At 73.3% G+C, this 16,446-nt stretch carries 15 protein-coding genes; 7 read left to right on the forward strand and 8 right to left on the reverse strand.

Going from position 1 to position 16,446, the window contains the following annotated elements; genetic code table 11:
- Positions 1-25: 25 nt before the first annotated feature.
- Together ACFWE1_RS07695 and ACFWE1_RS07700 are read right to left on the reverse strand one after the other, a co-directional pair.
- Positions 26-1,684 (reverse strand): amidohydrolase, encoded by a 1,659-nt coding sequence (locus ACFWE1_RS07695; RefSeq protein ID WP_376932870.1) that lies wholly within the window; start codon positions 1,682-1,684, stop codon positions 26-28.
- 16 nt (positions 1,685-1,700) lie between these two features.
- Complete coding sequence (locus ACFWE1_RS07700) at positions 1,701-3,035, reverse strand: MFS transporter (RefSeq protein ID WP_376932871.1); 1,335 nt, start codon at positions 3,033-3,035, stop codon at positions 1,701-1,703.
- A gap of 324 nt (positions 3,036-3,359) precedes the next feature.
- On the opposite strand from ACFWE1_RS07700, the gene ACFWE1_RS07705 reads away from it, so the two are divergent.
- Entirely contained in the window at positions 3,360-4,034 is a 675-nt protein-coding gene (locus ACFWE1_RS07705) for a DUF3800 domain-containing protein (protein ID WP_376932872.1), read from the forward strand.
- 210 nt (positions 4,035-4,244) lie between these two features.
- The gene (locus tag ACFWE1_RS07710; RefSeq protein WP_376932873.1) at positions 4,245-5,150 is read left to right on the forward strand and encodes a LysR family transcriptional regulator; all 906 of its coding nucleotides are present in this window, start codon (positions 4,245-4,247) and stop codon (positions 5,148-5,150) included.
- Here the strand turns inward: ACFWE1_RS07710 and alr are convergent.
- Positions 5,147-6,262, reverse strand: coding sequence for an alanine racemase (gene alr, locus ACFWE1_RS07715; RefSeq protein WP_376932874.1), 1,116 nt, complete (start codon positions 6,260-6,262; stop codon positions 5,147-5,149). The two genes, ACFWE1_RS07710 and alr, sit on opposite strands and share 4 nt — an antisense overlap.
- Before the next feature lie 100 nt (positions 6,263-6,362).
- Between alr and ACFWE1_RS07720 the strand changes: the two genes are divergently transcribed.
- Positions 6,363-7,400 (forward strand): D-alanine--D-alanine ligase, encoded by a 1,038-nt coding sequence (locus ACFWE1_RS07720; protein WP_376932875.1) that lies wholly within the window; start codon positions 6,363-6,365, stop codon positions 7,398-7,400.
- 170 nt (positions 7,401-7,570) lie between these two features.
- On the forward strand, positions 7,571-8,647 hold the full coding sequence (locus ACFWE1_RS07725) for a threonine aldolase family protein (RefSeq protein WP_376932876.1): 1,077 nt from the start codon (positions 7,571-7,573) through the stop codon (positions 8,645-8,647).
- 20 nt (positions 8,648-8,667) lie between these two features.
- Here ACFWE1_RS07725 and ACFWE1_RS07730 read toward each other — a convergent pair whose 3' ends face one another.
- Positions 8,668-9,615 carry a BadF/BadG/BcrA/BcrD ATPase family protein gene (locus ACFWE1_RS07730; protein ID WP_376932877.1) on the reverse strand — a complete coding sequence of 316 codons (948 nt, stop codon included), beginning with the start codon at positions 9,613-9,615 and terminating at the stop codon, positions 8,668-8,670.
- 125 nt (positions 9,616-9,740) lie between these two features.
- Between ACFWE1_RS07730 and ACFWE1_RS07735 the strand changes: the two genes are divergently transcribed.
- A complete protein-coding gene (locus ACFWE1_RS07735) occupies positions 9,741-10,334 on the forward strand; it encodes a nitroreductase family protein (protein WP_376932878.1) in 594 nt (197 codons plus the stop codon).
- Positions 10,335-10,481: 147 nt separating this feature from the next.
- Here the strand turns inward: ACFWE1_RS07735 and ACFWE1_RS07740 are convergent, their stop codons facing one another.
- Positions 10,482-11,813 (reverse strand): MFS transporter, encoded by a 1,332-nt coding sequence (locus ACFWE1_RS07740; protein WP_376932879.1) that lies wholly within the window; start codon positions 11,811-11,813, stop codon positions 10,482-10,484.
- Between the two features lie 153 nt (positions 11,814-11,966).
- On the opposite strand from ACFWE1_RS07740, the gene ACFWE1_RS07745 reads away from it, so the two are divergent.
- Positions 11,967-12,473, forward strand: a complete 507-nt coding sequence (locus ACFWE1_RS07745; RefSeq protein WP_376932880.1) for a MarR family winged helix-turn-helix transcriptional regulator — start codon at positions 11,967-11,969, stop codon at positions 12,471-12,473.
- A gap of 42 nt (positions 12,474-12,515) precedes the next feature.
- Here the strand turns inward: ACFWE1_RS07745 and ACFWE1_RS07750 are convergent, their stop codons facing one another.
- The 3 genes from ACFWE1_RS07750 to ACFWE1_RS07760 form a co-directional block, all read right to left on the reverse strand.
- Positions 12,516-13,019, reverse strand: coding sequence for a hypothetical protein (locus ACFWE1_RS07750; protein WP_376932881.1), 504 nt, complete (start codon positions 13,017-13,019; stop codon positions 12,516-12,518).
- A 548-nt stretch (positions 13,020-13,567) separates the two neighbouring features.
- The gene (locus ACFWE1_RS07755) at positions 13,568-14,134 is read right to left on the reverse strand and encodes a carboxymuconolactone decarboxylase family protein (RefSeq protein WP_376932882.1); all 567 of its coding nucleotides are present in this window, start codon (positions 14,132-14,134) and stop codon (positions 13,568-13,570) included.
- Between the two features lie 9 nt (positions 14,135-14,143).
- Positions 14,144-15,214 (reverse strand): hypothetical protein, encoded by a 1,071-nt coding sequence (locus ACFWE1_RS07760; protein WP_376932883.1) that lies wholly within the window; start codon positions 15,212-15,214, stop codon positions 14,144-14,146.
- Between the two features lie 292 nt (positions 15,215-15,506).
- Here ACFWE1_RS07760 and ACFWE1_RS07765 point away from each other — a divergent pair, with 292 nt between their 5' ends.
- Entirely contained in the window at positions 15,507-16,292 is a 786-nt protein-coding gene (locus ACFWE1_RS07765) for a sigma-70 family RNA polymerase sigma factor (RefSeq protein ID WP_376932884.1), read from the forward strand.
- Positions 16,293-16,446 lie beyond the last annotated feature (154 nt).

A 16,446-nucleotide genomic window follows, 5' to 3' on the forward strand; every position in this document is an offset into this window, starting at 1 on the left:
GCGGGCAGCGCGGGCGCCCGCCCGTTCAGGCGGCGGTCGCCCGAGCGAGCTCCCCGGTGGCGTCGAAACCGAACGCTCCGCCCACCATCGTCGCGCCGACGGAGAGGTCGCGGATGCGTTCGGGCGCCACTTGCAGCGGGTCGTCCGAGAGCACCACGAGGTCGGCGAGCTTGCCGCGCGAGAGCGCGCCCTTCCGCGCCTCCTCGTGCACGGCGTACGCCGAACCGATCGTGTACGCCCGCAGCGCCTGCGCCGGGGTGAGCGCCTCGTGCAGCCCGATCGGCGCCCCGCTGGCCGAGCGGCGGTTCACCATGTCGTGCAGGCTGATCAGCGGCTCACCGGGCACCACCGGGGCATCCGTCGATCCGGGCAGTTCGACCCCCGCGTCGACGAAGCTGCGCATCCGGTACGCGAGCCCGGCGCGGTCCTCGCCGAGCGCGGCGAGGAAGCCGTCGCCGAGCGCCGAGACGAAGCGCCCCTGCGGCACGGGCACGAGCCCGCCCGCGACGATCCGTCGCACCTGCTCATCGGAGGCGACGCCGACGTGCTCGATCCGGTGCCGGGCGTCGGCCCGGGGCATCCGCCGCTGCGCCTCCTCGTACGCGTCGAGCACGACCTCGAGCGCACCGTCGCCGATCGCGTGCGTCGCGAGCTGCCAGCCGTTCTCGTGGCCGCGCAGGATGAAGCGGCGGATCTCCTCGGCCTGCCACTGCAGGTAGCCGGCGTTGCCGGGGGTGTCCGCATAGTCGCAGCACATCGCCGCGGTGCGCCCGATGAGCGAGCCGTCGGAGACGACCTTGATGGGACCGATCCGCAGCCACTCGTCGCCGAGCCCGCTGCGGATGCCGAGGTCGACGCCCCAGCCGTCGACCCCGTCGCCGATCGGCCCGAGGTCGTGGATCGCGTCGATGTAGGGCATGAGCGTCACGCGGGTGCGCAGCAGGCCGCGCTCCCGGGCGAGCTGGAACGCCCGCACGTCGGCGGGGCCGTGCCCGATCAGGGTGCCGCCGATGCCCGGCTCGGTGACGCTCGTGACGCCGTTGCGCAGCGCCCACTCGCTCGCGGCGGCGAGCGCGGCGACGAGTTCCTCCTGCGGCACGGGCTTCAGCACGTGGTTCACGAGCTGCATCGCCTGCTCCTGCAGCAGCCCGGTCGCCCGGCCGCCCTCGCGCACCATGCTGCCGCCGGCGGGCGCCTCGAGCGCGTCGGGGTCGGCGTGCCCGGCACGGCGGAAGGCCTCGGTGTTCGCGACGGCCATGTGGTTGGAGTTGTGCACGAGGTACACGGGGCGGCCGCCGGCGATCCGGTCGAGCACCGCCCGGTCGGGGTGGGCGCCGATCTTGTTCTGGTCGTAGCCGTTGCCGATGATCCAGGCGCCCTCGGGCTTCGCCGCGGCCCAGGCCTCGACCCGCGCGTAGAGCGCGTCGAGCGTGGGCGCCTGCTCGAAGGCGAGGTCGAGCTGCACCTGCTCCTTGCCGAGCATGGAGAAGTGCAGGTGGGCGTCGTTGAAGCCGGGCACGACGGGAGCGCCGCCGAGGTCGAGCCGCTCGTCGGCGGTGACGCCGTGCAGCTCCTCGTCGAAGCCGACGACGCGGCCGCCGAGGATGCCGATGGCGCTCGCGCTCGGGCGGTGCGGGTCGAGGGTGGTGATGCGGGCGTTGCTGAGGATCGTGTCGATGCGCATGTCGGGGTGCGGCTCCTTACTCCGCGGTCCGCAGTTCGCGCTCGCGCGCCGCGGAGAATCCGGTGATCGCGGCGAGCGCGAGCACGCCGGCGACGGTGATGACGATGAGGGCGATGAAGAACCCGGCCACGCCGCCCCAGTGCCCGCCGCCGAGGTTCAGGAACAGCTGGGCGAGCAGCGGCGTCGTTCCGCCGATGAGGGTCGAGCAGAGCTGGTACGAGAGCGAGACGCCGCTGTAGCGGACCTCGACGGGGAAGGCCTGCGCGAGGAAGCCCGCGAGCACCGCGTAGTAGCCGGTGCCGGCGATCATCGACATGCCGATGCCGAGCAGGATGAGCCAGGGCTCGCCGGTCGTGACGAGGAGGAACAGCGGCACGGCGAGCAGGGCGCTCGCGGCGAGACTCCAGATCATGAACTTCGTCGTGCCGACCCGTTCGGCGATGCGGGTGCCGATCGGCTGCCAGATGAACTGGATCACCGCGCCGACGAGCAGGATGTTCAGCATCACCTGGCGGTCGACGCCGAGGGTGGTGGTGGCATAGGAGAGCATGAAGGTGCTGACGAAGTACGCCATGCCGATGCCGAGGCCGCTCGCGAAGACGGCGGCGACGACGGTCTTCCAGTGGTGCTTCAGCAGCTCGAAGAGGGGCACCTTCACGGTCTCGGCGGCGGCCTTCGTCTGGGCGAACTCCTCGGGCTCCTCGAGGCGGAGGCGGATGACGAGGCCGATGACGACGAGCAGCGCGGACAGCAGGAACGGCATCCGCCAGCCCCACGCGAGGAACGCCTCGTCGGGCAGGAACGCGGCGAGGGCGAAGGCGGTCGTCGCGAGGATGTTGCCCGCGGGCGAGCCCTGCTGCACGAACATGCCGCCGCGCACGGCCTTCGACTTCGGCCCCGACTCGGCGGCGAGCAGCACGGCGCCGCCCCATTCGCCGCCGACGGCGAAGCCCTGCAGGGCGCGCAGCAGGGTGAGCAGCACGGGCGCGGCCACGCCGATGGTCGCGTAGCCGGGGAGGATGCCGATGCAGAACGTCGCGACGCCCATGATCAGCAGGGTGGCGACGAGGGTGTTCTTGCGGCCGAACTTGTCGCCGAGGTGGCCGAAGACCATGCCGCCGATCGGGCGGGCGAGGAAGCCGGCCCAGAAGGTGGCGAAGGAGGCGAGGATGGCGGTCGAGGCATCCACGTTCGGGAAGAACACGGGCCCGAAGGCGAGGGCGGCGGCGGTGCCGTAGATGTAGAAGTCGTACCACTCGACGGTCGTGCCGAGGAAGGCGGCGATGCGGGCGGTGCGGCCCTGCCGCTCGGGGGAGGTGCGGGCGCTGGGGCGCGTCTCGGTCTGTGCCATGGGTGCTCCGTTGCGGGGGATGGGTGCTGACGAGGTGGATGTCCCGGGGTCGCCCCATTCTGCGCGCGGCCGTGCCATGCTGTCGAATACCGAATCTGCACTGATTTCATGCCTTGGAGGCATCGCTTGTGGATGAGCGGCGTCTCGAGAGCAGGCCGGTCGCTACGGTCCAACCATGACCCGCTCGCGCATTGACGGGCATGCCGGACCACACCAGACGCTCGCGTGAGCGGCTGCCTTCAGCATGCATCTCTGCTACGTAGACGACTCCGGTGATTCGAGGCGCGGCACGACCCTCACCGCACTGATCGTCGAGGACACCCAATGGACGTCGGTGCTCGATGCCTGGCTTTCGGGGAGGCGGGAGATCCACCGGGCATTCGGGGTTCCGAAGCTCCGCGAACTGCACGCGAACGAGCTGTACAAAGGTCGAGGGAGGTACTGCGAGTCGGCCGCCGACACCGCCGCTTCGGCGCGGCGCAGCGCGCAGCGACCGGTCGGATCATGCTCAGCCATCTCAGCAAGCGCAGTGACTTCACGGTCTTCACCGTCGGCTCGACGGATCGCTCGCCCGCCACCCTCTACGCGCATTTCGTCGCGCGCCTCGAGGACTGGGCGGAGGCACGGCGCACTCACGTTCTCGTCTTCTACGACGGGCAGCAGGGAACCGACGAATCACCCGAGCTGGATGCCGCGCAGCGTCAGCACATCTGGGAACGCGCCCTCCGATCGGCGGCACCGTACCGCGCGGCGCACCGCGCCCTCGACCTCCGCTCGCGGCGCATCCTCGAGGACCCCATGATGCAGGACAGCCGCTACAGCCAGTTGATTCAGGCCGCCGACCTGCTGGCGTATGGCGCCTACCACCGCCACCGGCAGGGCCACCCCGAGATCTGGACGACGCAGCATGCTACGAGTCCGGCAGCCATCCGCGCATACCTGCAGGCGCGCGCGCACTGGCCCGAGGACAGTGACGACGGGGTCTACTGGCTCGGCTGAGCGAGGTGCGCCAACGCAAGAACCCCCGGCCGAGACCAGGGGTTCGCGGGGTGCAAGACCCTCCGAGCGACCACGGAGATCGCATAGGGCCTTGCATGAAGAAATGTACCAGTCCGTATCGACGGCCGCGCTCGTCCTCCACACGCAGCGACGCCTCGTGGCATGCTTTCGACATCCCAATCAGCCAGATGGCATGCCTTGGAGGCATCGATGGAACTCCGCGTCGTGAAGTACTTCCTGGCGGTCGCCGAGGCGGGCTCGATCACGGAGGGCGCCCGCCAGGTGCGGATCTCGCAGCCCGCGGTGTCCCGGCAGCTGCGCGCGCTCGAGCAGGAGCTCGGCGTCGAGCTCTTCGAGCGCGGCCACGGCGCACTCCGGCTCACCCAGGCCGGGCGGCGCTTCATCGAAGTGGGGCGCGACCTCGTCCGCCGCGAGCAGATGGCCCGCAACGCGGTCGGCGTCGAGCGCCCGCTCGAGACCCGGCTCGTCGCCGTCGCGCCGTTCGCCACGATCCTGCGCACACTGGCGCCCTTCGCCGCGGCGCACGGCGCGAGGCATCCCGTCATCGACGCGATCGAGTGCGAGCCGAGCCTCGTGTTCGAACGCACCGTCGCCCTCGGCGCGGACTTCGGCGTCTCGACGGTGCCGCCGCCCGCCGACTGGGCCGGGCACCGGCTCTCCCCCATCGGCATCACCGCACAGGTCGCCCCGGGGCATCCGCTGCACGGCCGGCCCGACGTCGAGGTCGCCGAGCTCGTGCGCCATCCGCTGATCCTGATGGACCGCACGAACCAGGCCCGGATGGTCTTCGACGACGCGCTCGCGGAGTCGGGCCTCCCGCTGCCGGACGCCACCGAGCTCAGCTCCTCGTTCATGGCGCAGGGGCTCGCCGCGGCCGGCCGCGGCGCGGCCGTGCTCACGAACGAGGCCGTGTTCGGGCTGCACCCGGTGCGCGTCATGCGCGACGGCCGTCAGGTGCGGATGTCGCTCTACGCGGGCTGGGACCCCAGCCACTACGCCGCCGGGCTGATCGAGCGCTGGGTCGCGGAGTACGGCGACTGGCTGCAGACCGTCGACGACGTCGCCAACGTGGATGCCCCGGCGGCGAGCGCTTAGCGACTCGCGCGGCTGACGCGGGCGACTCTCGAGCCGATCCGCGCGACGATCTCGTGCGGGATCGTGCCGGCCCAGCGCGCCCACTCGGCGACCGTCGGCTCCCCGTCCGCGCCCGGCCCGAACACGGTCACCCGCTCGCCCGGGCGGATCCGATCGGCGCCCGTGTCGACCACGATCATGTCCATCGAGAACCGTCCGACGAGGGGCCTGCGGCGCCCCCGCACGAGCACCTCCGCCCGCCCCGAGGCGGCGCGCGGCAGGCCGTCGGCGTACCCCAGCGGCAGGAGGGCGAGGTTCGTGCGGGCGGGCGCGACGTGGTCGAGCCCGTAGCCGACGCCCGTTCCGGCGTCGACCTCGCGCGAGCCGGCCACCCGCGTGGTCAACGACAGCGCCGGTCGCAACGCGGTCGAGGTGCCCGAGGGATCGATGCCGTAGAGCCCGGCGCCGATCCGATGCAACCCGAGGCCGCTGGCCTCGCCGGTGACCGTCGCCGCGGTCGCCGCGAGGTGCAGCACCCCGGGCCGGAGCCCTCGGCGCCGCGCTGCGAGCACCGCGTTCACGAAGCGCTGCCGCTCGATGCGCGTCTGCGGATGCCCCGCCACGTCCGCGCAGGACAGGTGCCCCATGACGCCGACCACCTGGATCGCCCCCTGCCGCTGCAGCTCGCGCGCCAGCTCGCAGAGGGCCGACCACCCCTCGCGCGGGCAGCCGTCGCGGGCCATCCCGACATCGAGGTGCAGGTGCACCCGGGCCCGCCGGCCGGCCTGCACCGCCGCCCGACTGACCTCGCCGAGCACCACGGGGCTCGGGACCGCGAGATCGACCCCGGCCGCGACGGCACCCGCGAAGTCCGCGCCGGGCGGGTTCAGCCAGCTCAGCACGGGCGCAGCGAGGCCCGCGCTCCGCAGTGCGAGCGCCTCATCGATGGAGGCGGCGCCGAGCCATCCCGCGCCCGCCTCGAGCGCGAGCCGCGCCACCTCCGCGTGACCGTGGCCGAACGCGTCGGCCTTGACGACCGCGAGCAGGCGGCCACCGGTGAGCGCGGCGAAGTGCGCGACGTTCGCACGGATCGCGTCGTGGTGCACGAGGAGCTCGGATGCGGGTGGGGCCATGCGGCCAGTCCAGCGCCGGCCGTGTTGCACCGCCGTCTGCGGATTCCGATACGCCCGCGCAACATCCGGGCGGCTGGACTCGACGGAGAAGGAGGCCGCCATGTCACGACCGCTCACCAGGAAAGAGCCCGTTCGCCGCATCGCCGTCGTCTCCGGCGGCACCAGCGCCGAGCACGACGTGAGCGTCGCGAGCGCCGCCGCCGTCGAGGCCGCGCTCGCCCGGCTCGGCATCGCCGTGGTTCGGCTCCGCATCGAGCGCGACGGCCGCTGGAGCACCCGCGGCCGCCCCCTCGGGCCGAGCCAGGGCGCCGGGCTCGCCGCCGCGATCGAATTGCTGAGCGAGGTCGACGCCCTGTACCCGATGATCCACGGCGCCCCGGGCGAGGACGGCGCACTCGCCGCACTCGCCGCGCTCGCCGGCATCCGGCTGATCGGCTCGCCGCTGACGGCGAGCGCCCTGACCATGGACAAGGAGCTCACGAAACTCGTCGCCGCCGCGCACGGCGTCGACGTCGCGCCGGGCCGGTGCTACGGGGCGGGCGAGCTCGACGCCGGCATCCCGTTCGTCCGCCCCGTCATCGTGAAGCCGGCGACCGCCGGGTCGAGCCACGGCGTTCGGCTCGCGAGCACCGCGGCCGAGCTCGTCGAGGCGATCGCCGAGGCTCGCCGCTTCGGCGAGCGCGTACTCGTCGAGCAGCCGGTCGTGGGCCGCGAGATCGACGTCGCCGTGGTCCGCGCGGCGGACGGCGGGCTGCTCCTGCCGCCGCCGCTCGAGATCCACGGCGAGGGCGTCTTCGACTCGGCCACCAAGTACGACGGCTCCGCACGGTTCACGGTGCCGGCGGCGATGGACGACGCCGTCGCGCGACGGCTGCAGGAGTCCGCGCGCAGTCTCTTCGAGCTGCTGGGCTGCGACGCGATCGCGCGCTTCGATTTCTTCGTCGTGCCCGACGGACGCCTCGTGCTGAACGAGATCAACACGATCCCGGGCATGACGGCGCACTCGCAGGTGCCGCGGATGTTCGCCGCCGCCGGGGTCTCCTACGACGAACTGATCGCCGCCGTCGTGGGCGTGCACCGAGGTCCACGAGATCCGAGTTGCCCGACTTTCATGAAAGTCGGGCAACTCGAGGCCTGAGCCGCCGAACCAGGGCGGGCGCTTCGACGGGCTCAGCGAACCAGCCAGCGCGCTTCGCCGGGCTCAGCGAACCAGCGGGCGCGGCATCCGTGCGTCGCCGGGGCGCGCGGCGCGCGTTCCGTGCGCGACCCGGCGAGACGCTGCCAGGGAGCGGGTGGCAGGATGGTTCGGTGACTTCGCAGCTCCACGACACGACGTTCCGCGGCTTCGCCAGCGACAACTACTCGGGCGTGCACCCCGCCGTGCTCGCCGCCATCCAGGCCGCGAACGATGGCCACCAGGTCGCCTACGGCGAGGACGCCTACACCGAGCGCCTGCAGGAGGTCTTCGCCGGGCACTTCGGCGAGGGCGTCGAGGCGTTCCCCGTGTTCAACGGCACCGGCGCGAACGTCACCGCCCTGCAGTCGATGCTGCCGCGCTGGGGCGCCGTCATCAGCGCGAAGACCGCGCACATCAACTCCGACGAGGGCGGGGCGCCCGAGCGCGTCGGCGGCATGAAGCTGCTCACCGTGCTCGCCGAGGACGGCAAGCTCTCCCCCGAGCTCATCGACCAGGAGGCGTGGGGCTGGGGCGACGAGCACCGCGCCCAGCCGCTCGTCGTGTCGATCACGCAGACCACCGAGCTCGGCACCGCGTACACCGTCGACGAGGTGCGGGCGATCGCCGATCACGCGCACTCGCTCGGCATGAAACTGCACATGGACGGCGCCCGTCTCGCGAACGCCGGCGCCTCGCTCGGCGTTCCGCTGCGCGCCTTCACCCGCGACGCGGGCGTCGACGTGCTGAGCGTCGGCGGCACCAAGAACGGCGCCCTCGGCGCGGAAGCCATCGTCGTGCTGAACCCCGAGGCATCCGAGGGCCTCAAGTACCTGCGCAAGCTGAACATGCAACTCGCCTCGAAGATGCGCTTCGTCTCCGCCCAGCTCATCGCCCTCTACGAGGGCGAGCTGTGGCTCGAGAACGCCCGGCACTCGAACGCGATGGCCCGCCGCCTCCGCGACGCGCTCGACGCCGGCATCGCGGCGGGCGAGCTGCCGGGCCTCGGCTTCTCGCAGGAGACGCAGTCGAACGGCGTCTTCGCGGTGCTCCCCGAGGGCGTCGCCGACCGGCTCCGCGAGCGCGGCTTCCGCTTCTACGACTGGGATGCCTCGCGCGGCGAAGTGCGCTGGATGTGCTCCTTCGACACCACCGAGGCCGACATCGACGCCTTCGTCGCGGGCATCCGGGAGGAGCTCGCCGCGCGCTGAGCGGCGCTCGTCACGCTCTCTCAGCGGGTGGCGGCGGCGACGTGGGCGCGGAGCGGGTTGCCGGGCGACATGGCGACGAGCCGGGCCGCGCCGTCGAGCGGGTCGGTCGAGCCGATCTCGACCTCGGCCGCCGGGATCTCGCGCTGCACCGCGCGCTCGAAGGCGTCCGCGAGGCGCGTCGAGCCGAACACCCCGCCGACGGCGCGCACGGTCGGCGCGGCGGCGAGATCCTGGCCGACCCGGCGGAGGCCGGTGACGGCGGCGTGGGCGAGTTCGCGCGCGGCGGCGTCGAGGATGCTGGCGGCGACCGGGTCCGTCTCCGCGAGCTCGGCGACGGCGCGGGTGTAGCGGGCGACCCGGCGGATGCGCTCCCCGTCGCCCTGCAGCACGATGTACGCGTCCTCGAGCTCGGGGAACTCCTCGCGCACCACCGCGGTCAGCGCCGTCGCCTCGCCGCGCCCGTCGTGCGCGCGCATGACGGCCTCCAACGCGGCCCGGCCGATCCAGTAGCCGCTGCCGGCATCCCCCATGATGTTGCCCCAGCCGTCGATGCGCGCGACGGCCGACTCCCCCACCGCGAGCGTGACGACGCCCGTGCCGGCCGCGACGACGACGCCGGGCGCCTCGTCGAGGGCGCCCAGGTAGGCGGTGATCGAGTCGTGCGCGAGGATCAGCTCGCGCGTGCCGAGGGGCGCGGCCGCCTCGATGAGCGGCTCGGCGTCGAAGTCCGGCGAGGTCAGGCCGGTCGTGCCGATGCCCACGGCCTCGGCCGAGAGCCCGCGCGCGGCGGCGCCCCGGATCGCGTCGGCGAGCTGCGGCAGCAACGGCTGGTCGGTGCGCACGCCCGGCTCGGCCCACTCGACGACGCCCGCGGACGAGCGGTGCCGGACTTTCACCCCGGTCTGCCCGGCGTCGATCGCGAGCACGCTGGCGGGGACGCGCGCGGGCGCGTCGGCTGCGGAATCCATACGGGTATTGTGCCCGCTCGCGAGCGCGCCGTCTGACGCGCGCGGAATAGGCTCGAAACTCGATACGTTCGAATAGACGGGTCAAGGGCGCCCCGGCAGAACTCCACCTCCACGAAAGCCGCACCATGACCCTCGTCACCGATCTCACCAGCCGCAAAGCCGCCACCGAGGCCCCGCTCATCGATCCGCTCGCCGAGCGCTGGAGCCCGCGCGCCTTCGACCCGGAGGCCGTCGTCGAGTCCGAGCAGCTCCGCACCATCCTCGAGGCGGCGCGCTGGGCGCCGTCGGCGAACAACTCGCAGCCGTGGCGCTTCATCGTCGCCCGCCGCGGCACCGCCGCCTTCGCGTCGCTGCACGGCGCCATGGCCGGCTTCAACAAGGAGTGGGCCGACTCGGCCGCCGTCCTCATCGTGAACATCGCCGAGACGGTGGATGACGAGGGCCGGCCCCGCCCGTGGGCCCGCTACGACCTCGGCCAGGCCGTCGCGCACCTCACCGTGCAGGCGCAGCACGAGGGGCTGCATACGCACCAGATGGGCGGCTTCGACGCGGCGGCGATCCACGAGGCGTTCGGCCTCGACGAGCGCCACGAGGTCGTCTCGATCACCACGATCGGCGCGCTCGGCGACGTCGACCGGCTCTCGGACGTGCTCCGCGAGCGCGAGGTCGCGCCGCGCCAGCGCAAGCCGCTCGCCGAGTTCGTCACCGTCGGCGAGTAGCCGCCCCTCCCACCCCCCACACAACTCAGGAACATCCGCCCGTTATGCGGCGCGTCGTTTCGGCGAGCCCCGGAAGCCCGGGGCTCGCCGCGCGGCGCTCCTGAGTTGTGTGCGGCCATCAGGGCGGCCGGCCGGCCGGGCGGGGCGTCAGTGCAGCGGCACCGGCGCGGTCGGCGGGTCGACCCGTTCGGACGCCGCGGGCGCCGGCATCGCCTCCATCGCCCGCTTCACCCGCCACGCCGCGAACACGGCGATGACGCTCACGGCGAGGTGCATGCCGAGGAACACATCGGCGAGCCCGGCGCCGAGCAGCACGCCCGCCACGAGCGGACCGGCCGCCGAGAACGCCGTCTGCAGCGCGCCGATCGTGCCGAGCGTCTGCCCGACCATGCCCTTCGGCGCGAGCTGCGCGGTGAGCGGGTTCAGCACGGGGCTGTAGATCGTCTCGCCGATCGCGAAGACGCCGTACGTCGTCACGAACAGCGCGGTCGCGATGCCCGGCGCGAACTGCGCGGCCGAGAGCGCGAGCCAGGACACCACCCAGATCATGCCGACGACCATGAGCAGCGACGGCGCGCTCCGCTTGGCGGTGAGCTTCACGACGAGCACCTGCAGCGCGACGATCACGATGCAGTTGACGGCGGCGGCGATGCCGATCGCCGAGGCGTCGACGCCGAGCACCGTGAGCCCGTAGGCGGGCAGTCCGGACTCGAACTGCGCGTAGAAGCCGAGCGCGAGCGTCACGGTGACGATCGCGGTCCACCGCAGCGCGGGCGTGCGCAGGATGGCCCGGACCACGCTCCGGTCGCGCTCCGCCGCGCGCACGTCGACGGCGGCGATCGCGCCGGTGGCGGCCTCGATCGCGCCGACCGTTCCGGTGACCGGGCGGCCGTCGGCGACCGCCGCGACCGCGAACTCGCTCGGCACGACCGCGCCGCGCCCGGCGAGCGCGATGATCGCCGAGGAGAGCACGAAGCCCGCCGCCGCCATCGCGAAGCCGACGTCGAGCCCGTCGGGGCGGCCGAGGTCGACGATCTGGCCGGCGAGGAACGCACCCGCCGCCATGCCGAGCGACTCGCCCGTGAACTTGTACGCGAACACCCTGCGCCGGTCGTCGCTCGTCGACCACTGCAGCGCGAGCACCTGCTTCGCCGGTACCGCCGCGGCGAGGCCGAGCCCGAAGACGAGCATGCCCGCGAGGAAGAATCCCGGGCTGTCGACGAAGGCGAGCGCGCCGACGCCGGCGGCGCCGATGAGCTGCGCGATCACGGCGACGAGCACGGGGTTGAAGCGGTCGCTCAGGCGTCCGGCGATGGGGGCCGCGACGAGGGCGCCGATGGAGAAGAGGGAGGATGCCCCGGCGGCCACGAGCGCGCCCCAGCCGCGCGTATCGGCGGCGTAGGCGTACTGGTAGGGGAGCACGGCCCCCCAGCCGAGCATGCCGATGGCAGAGGCGAAGATCAGCAGTTTCGCGCGCACGGGGTCGCGCCCCCTTTCGGAGTCTCAGGTTCGGATGGTGCTCGCGGCGGGCTCCCCCGGCGCCGCACCGGGCCGAGGCATCCGCGCGCTTCGAATACGAACTATTCGATGTCGAAATATTAGCAACCGAACGAGCCGTGCGAGAATTCCCAGATGGCCAGACGCATCCCGAGCGCGCCGGAGCTGCACCGCAGAGCCGTCGCCACCTACGTCGCCGCCGGCGGCGAGGAGTCCGTGCAGCGCGTCATCACGGCCGTGCAGAGCCTCACGAAGAAGCTCGACCAGTGGTACGTCCGCCAGCTCGCGGATCTCGACATGACGGCCGGCGAGTGGGCCGTCGTCACCTCGCTCGCGAAGGCCGGCGAACCGCTCACCCCGAGCCAGCTCGCCGATCTCACGAACGTCGCCCCCTCGTCGATGACCCACCGCCTCGACAAGCTCGCCGGGCGCGGCCTCATCGAACGCACCCCCGACGACACGAACCGCACGCGCGTCTTCGTGAGCCTCACCGAGGAGGGATGGCAGCTGTTCAGCCTCGCCATCCGCGGCTCCGACGTCGTCGAGTCCGACGTGCTGCAGGACCTCAGCGATCAGGAGCGGGGCGAGCTCGCCCGCCTCCTCGAGGTGGTCATCGACCGCCTCGACGACATCGACGCCTAGCCCCGGCCGCGGCAGCGGGGCCGCAGAGCACCGGACCCCGGCTCAGCCGGCGGCGCGCTCCCGCTCGGGCCGCGGCTGCCACTCCTCGAGCCTGCGGTGCAGTTCGGCGTGGGCGACGGCGGCCGCGATGAACCGCTCGCGGAACCGCTGCACGGCGGGCCGCTCGTCGGTCGCCCGCTTCGCCTGCTCCAGACGGCGAGTAACCGGCCCGACGCGCGACGCGAGGCGGTGCAGGGCGGGCGGCAGCTCGGGCAGCGTCGTCGCGGCGGCGAGCTCGGCGGGCACGAGCACGGCACCGTACTCGGCGCTCTCGAGCACGCCCCACGGCTCGACCCCCTCGGCCTCGCCGTCGAAGACGGCCGCCGAGGTGATCGTCAGCCGCGCGTAGAACGACCGCTGCAGCTCGCCCTGCCCCACCACGCCGACCGGCCGGCGCGCGCGGAAGTGCGCGTGCAGCTTCGCGACGGCGTCGTCGGGCACACGTCCGGGGTCGTACCAGTCGATCGACTCACGCACCGACGCGCACCGGGCACGGGTGCGTCGCATGGTCGCGGGCGAGAGGACACGGTCGGGGGAGGAGTGCACGCATAGGACCACTGAATCACACCGCGCCACCGCCGGTGAAGCCTGCGCGGCGGATTGGCGATCCGGCCGCCGGAGAGTCGAGCGATGGTCACGGATTGGAGGTCGTGGCATCCCGTATGCGCCTCGTCCAGCCAAGCTTCGTCGATATCGACGAAAGTCGACCCGCGGACCCCGGCGCCGACTACGCTGCCACCGGGATCCCCCTCGCCGCCGCCATCGGGTTGCGTCGGCGGCGAGGGCCACGGGGGTCGCCGATCCCTGCGGCGACCCCCGTGGCACCCACCCCTTGCCGAGTGGTATCCCCAGAGCTACACTCCAGCCGTGGGGCATGCGCCCGACCTCCGGCCGTGACGGGTCCCGACCGGTGAACCGGTCGGCGGGTGCCGTCTGCCGGCCCCCGGTTCGGGTTCCGGAGGCAGGCGGACCCGGGCGGCCGCCCGGTCCCTCGGGGCGGCCGCCCGGCTTCGCTCGCGCGCAGCGCCCAGCGCTCAGCGCCCAGCGCGCAGCGCTCAGCGCCTGCGCAGCGCCGTGGCCAGCTCCGGGGCGAGCCCGGGCACCTCGTCGACCGGCACCGCGAGGGCGAGCAGCGCCCGGCTGAAGTAGTTGCGGGCGGCCGCGGCGAGCGTGAGATCGACGATCTGCCGGTCGCTGAAGCCGGCGTCGCGCAGTTCCTGCGTGTCCGCATCGGTCATCGACTCGGGGTCGCGCGAGAGACGTTCGGCATAGCGGACGACGAGCTGCTCGTCGGCTCGGAGCGCCGAGTCGTCGCCGGCGGCGAAGGCCGCGAGCCCGGTCTCGTCGACGAGCCCGGCACGGAGCGCCTTGCGCCCGTGCGCGAGCAGGCAGTGCTCGGAGCCGATGGCGCGGGCGGCGCCGAGCGTGGCGGCCTCGTACAGGCGGACGCCGATCGACGGCACGACCGCGCGGACCAGCTCCTCGAACGCCCGGTACGCCTCGGGGTTCGTCGCCATCGCCGCGGTGTGGGCGTAGACCAGCCCGTCGGCTCGCAGGTCGTCGTCATAGAGCTCGGCGACCGTGCCGGTCGCGGTCTCCGCCGGGGGAGGGGTGATGATCATGGCCGCAGGCTAGGCCCGCGCACCGGCGACCATGCGGATCGGCGGACGTATGGCCGCGACCGGCGGCAGGCCGGGGCCGTCCGGCCACTCGCGCGCCGGCAATTGCGCCTGCGCGACCGCGCTGGCCCAGATCCGGGTCGCGAAGGCGCCGCGACGGGCGAGCGCCTCGGCGATGGCGTCCCGCTGCGATTCGTCGAGCTCGGCGAACGGGGCGAACAGGGCGACCACGGCTCGCGTCGCCCGCCCGTCGAGCTGATCCCGGCAGGCCGTCACGACCCCTTCCGGCAGCCCCTCGACGTATGCCTGCAGGTCGGCGGCGAGCCGACGGTCGAGCCGCCCCCGGGTCGGCCGCGGCAGCTCCTCGTCGGCGGCGACGGCGCCCCACAGCTCGAGCTTCGCCTCACGGCGGGTCACCCGCCCGCGTTCGAGCCGGTCGAGCAGGCGGTCGCACGCCCCGCCGGCCGTGGCGCCCGCGAGACCCGCGACCGCGGCATCCGCGGTGACGTCGACCGAGGCCCGCGCGTCGATCGCCCGCGAGAGCAGCACGTCGACGACGTCGGCGTCGTAGCGATCGATCGAGAGCGGCTTCGAGAACCCCTCGACGAGGTGGAAGCGCTCGACAGGGCGATGCCGGGGATTGAAGTCCGGGCCGAGACGCACCTCTTCGGCGAGCGCGGCGACCGCGCGGCTCGAGAGCGCCCGGCCGAGGAGGGCCTCTTCCGTCGCCACGCGTTCCTTCAGGATGCGCAGCGCCTTCGCCGTCTCGTGCCGGACCGGGCCGTTCACGAAACGGGAGCACACGGTGGTCGCCACGCGCTGCACGATCGCGCCGGGCACCGGATGGCCCGCCTCGAGCCGTTTCGCGAGCTCCAACAGGGTCTCGCCGATGGCGTCCTGCACGTCGGCGTCGCCGAGGCCCATGCGGGCGCGCAGTCCGCGGACGGCGCGAACGGTCTCGTCGAGGAGCTCGGCGGCGGCGCGACGCGCCTCGTGCGGGTCCTCGCTCGCGAGGTCGACGGTCCAGTCGCGGGGGGTCGCGGCGTGCTGCGCAGTCCGGGCCGGGCGGTCGAGGTGTTCCACGCGCCCATCGTGCGCGGCGCCGAATCACCCGGAGCCCCCGCGAATCCCCCGGATCCGACTCGGTGGTCGCGGGCGATCCACTCCCCCCGCGGATCCGGCCGTCTCGCCCGCCGCACGGCGCGGACTCCACCGGATCCCGGCGAGGCATCCGTCGAAGCGATTCACGGATCCCGCAGCGGGAATGCGCCGCCCCCGCGTCCGGGGGCCGTCGGAGGTCCGCCGCGCATGTACTGAGCGCCGGGTGACCGTCGCGGGAGCGCGATGGCCCGGCACTGAGAGTGAGGGACCCCCGGTGAAGACCGACGAACGCGATCGGATGATCGTCGAGCACCTGCCGCTCGTGGGCTTCCTGGTGTCGAAGGTGATCGCGAGCGCCACCCATCTCTCCCGCGACGATCTCGCGCAGGCCGGCGCCGTCGCCCTCGTCAAGGCGGTCGACGCGTACGACGCCGAGCGCGGGGTGCCGTTCGGCGCCTACGCGCGGGAGCGCATCCTCGGCGGCATCCGCGACGAGATGCGCGCCACCGACTGGGCGAAGCGCAGCACCCGCCAGACCATCAAGGAGACGGTCGCCGTGCAGGAGCAGCTGACCGCCGCACTCGGCCGCCGCCCCTCGACGGGCGAGCTCGCCTCGGCGCTGGGCGTCGACCGCGCCACCGCCTCCGAGTACGAGGGCCTGGCGTCCCGCCGGGTCGGCCCCTACGACGAGACCTTCGTCGGCGACGAGGCATCCGAGGTCATGCTGCCGGAGGCGGAGCTCGTCGTGCGCGAGCGGATCGAGTTCGCGCACGCCGCCGTCTCGGCGCTGCCCGAGCGTCTGCGCTACGTGATCGAGGAGATCTACTTCCACGACCGCGCGGTCACCGAGCTCGCCGAGGAGCTCGGCGTCACCCACTCCGCGGTCTCACAGCAGCGCAGCGAGGGCCTGCGCCTCCTGCGCCTCGGCGCGGCGGGCTACCTCGCCGACGAGACCGAACTGCCGTTGCAGGTGCCCGCCCCGAGCACGACCCGGGCGAAGAAGTACCTCGACGACCTCGGCGGCGCCCTCAGCGGGCGACGCAGCACCACGCTCGCCTGAGCCGGGCTCCCCCCGGCCCGGCTCAGGCGACCCTCCCTGCGCCCCGGCGCCTGCCGCCGAGCCGCATGCCGTCAGTATTCGCGGGTGCGGAGGCCCGGCGACCCGCAAATACTGACGTCGCTCGCGCTCTCCGAACGTAGGTCGCGCCGGTGCG

Source organism: Agromyces sp. NPDC060279 (genome assembly GCF_042726785.1).
Taxonomy (GTDB): Bacteria; Actinomycetota; Actinomycetes; order Actinomycetales; family Microbacteriaceae; genus Agromyces.

Excerpts from the sequence above, each read along its gene's own strand:
- ACFWE1_RS07695 (WP_376932870.1), bottom strand. The coding sequence starts at position 1,684 with ATGCGCATCGACACGATCCTCAGCAACGCCCGCATCACCACCCTCGAC.
- alr (WP_376932874.1), bottom strand. The coding sequence starts at position 6,262 with ATGGCCCCACCCGCATCCGAGCTCCTCGTGCACCACGACGCGATCCGT.
- ACFWE1_RS07730 (WP_376932877.1), bottom strand. The coding sequence starts at position 9,615 with ATGGATTCCGCAGCCGACGCGCCCGCGCGCGTCCCCGCCAGCGTGCTC.
- ACFWE1_RS07710 (WP_376932873.1), top strand. The coding sequence starts at position 4,245 with ATGGAACTCCGCGTCGTGAAGTACTTCCTGGCGGTCGCCGAGGCGGGC.
- ACFWE1_RS07720 (WP_376932875.1), top strand. The coding sequence starts at position 6,363 with ATGTCACGACCGCTCACCAGGAAAGAGCCCGTTCGCCGCATCGCCGTC.
- ACFWE1_RS07755 (WP_376932882.1), bottom strand. The coding sequence starts at position 14,134 with ATGATCATCACCCCTCCCCCGGCGGAGACCGCGACCGGCACGGTCGCC.
- ACFWE1_RS07750 (WP_376932881.1), bottom strand. The coding sequence starts at position 13,019 with ATGCGACGCACCCGTGCCCGGTGCGCGTCGGTGCGTGAGTCGATCGAC.
- ACFWE1_RS07705 (WP_376932872.1), top strand. The coding sequence starts at position 3,360 with ATGGACGTCGGTGCTCGATGCCTGGCTTTCGGGGAGGCGGGAGATCCA.
- ACFWE1_RS07700 (WP_376932871.1), bottom strand. The coding sequence starts at position 3,035 with ATGGCACAGACCGAGACGCGCCCCAGCGCCCGCACCTCCCCCGAGCGG.
- ACFWE1_RS07735 (WP_376932878.1), top strand. The coding sequence starts at position 9,741 with ATGACCCTCGTCACCGATCTCACCAGCCGCAAAGCCGCCACCGAGGCC.
- ACFWE1_RS07745 (WP_376932880.1), top strand. The coding sequence starts at position 11,967 with ATGGCCAGACGCATCCCGAGCGCGCCGGAGCTGCACCGCAGAGCCGTC.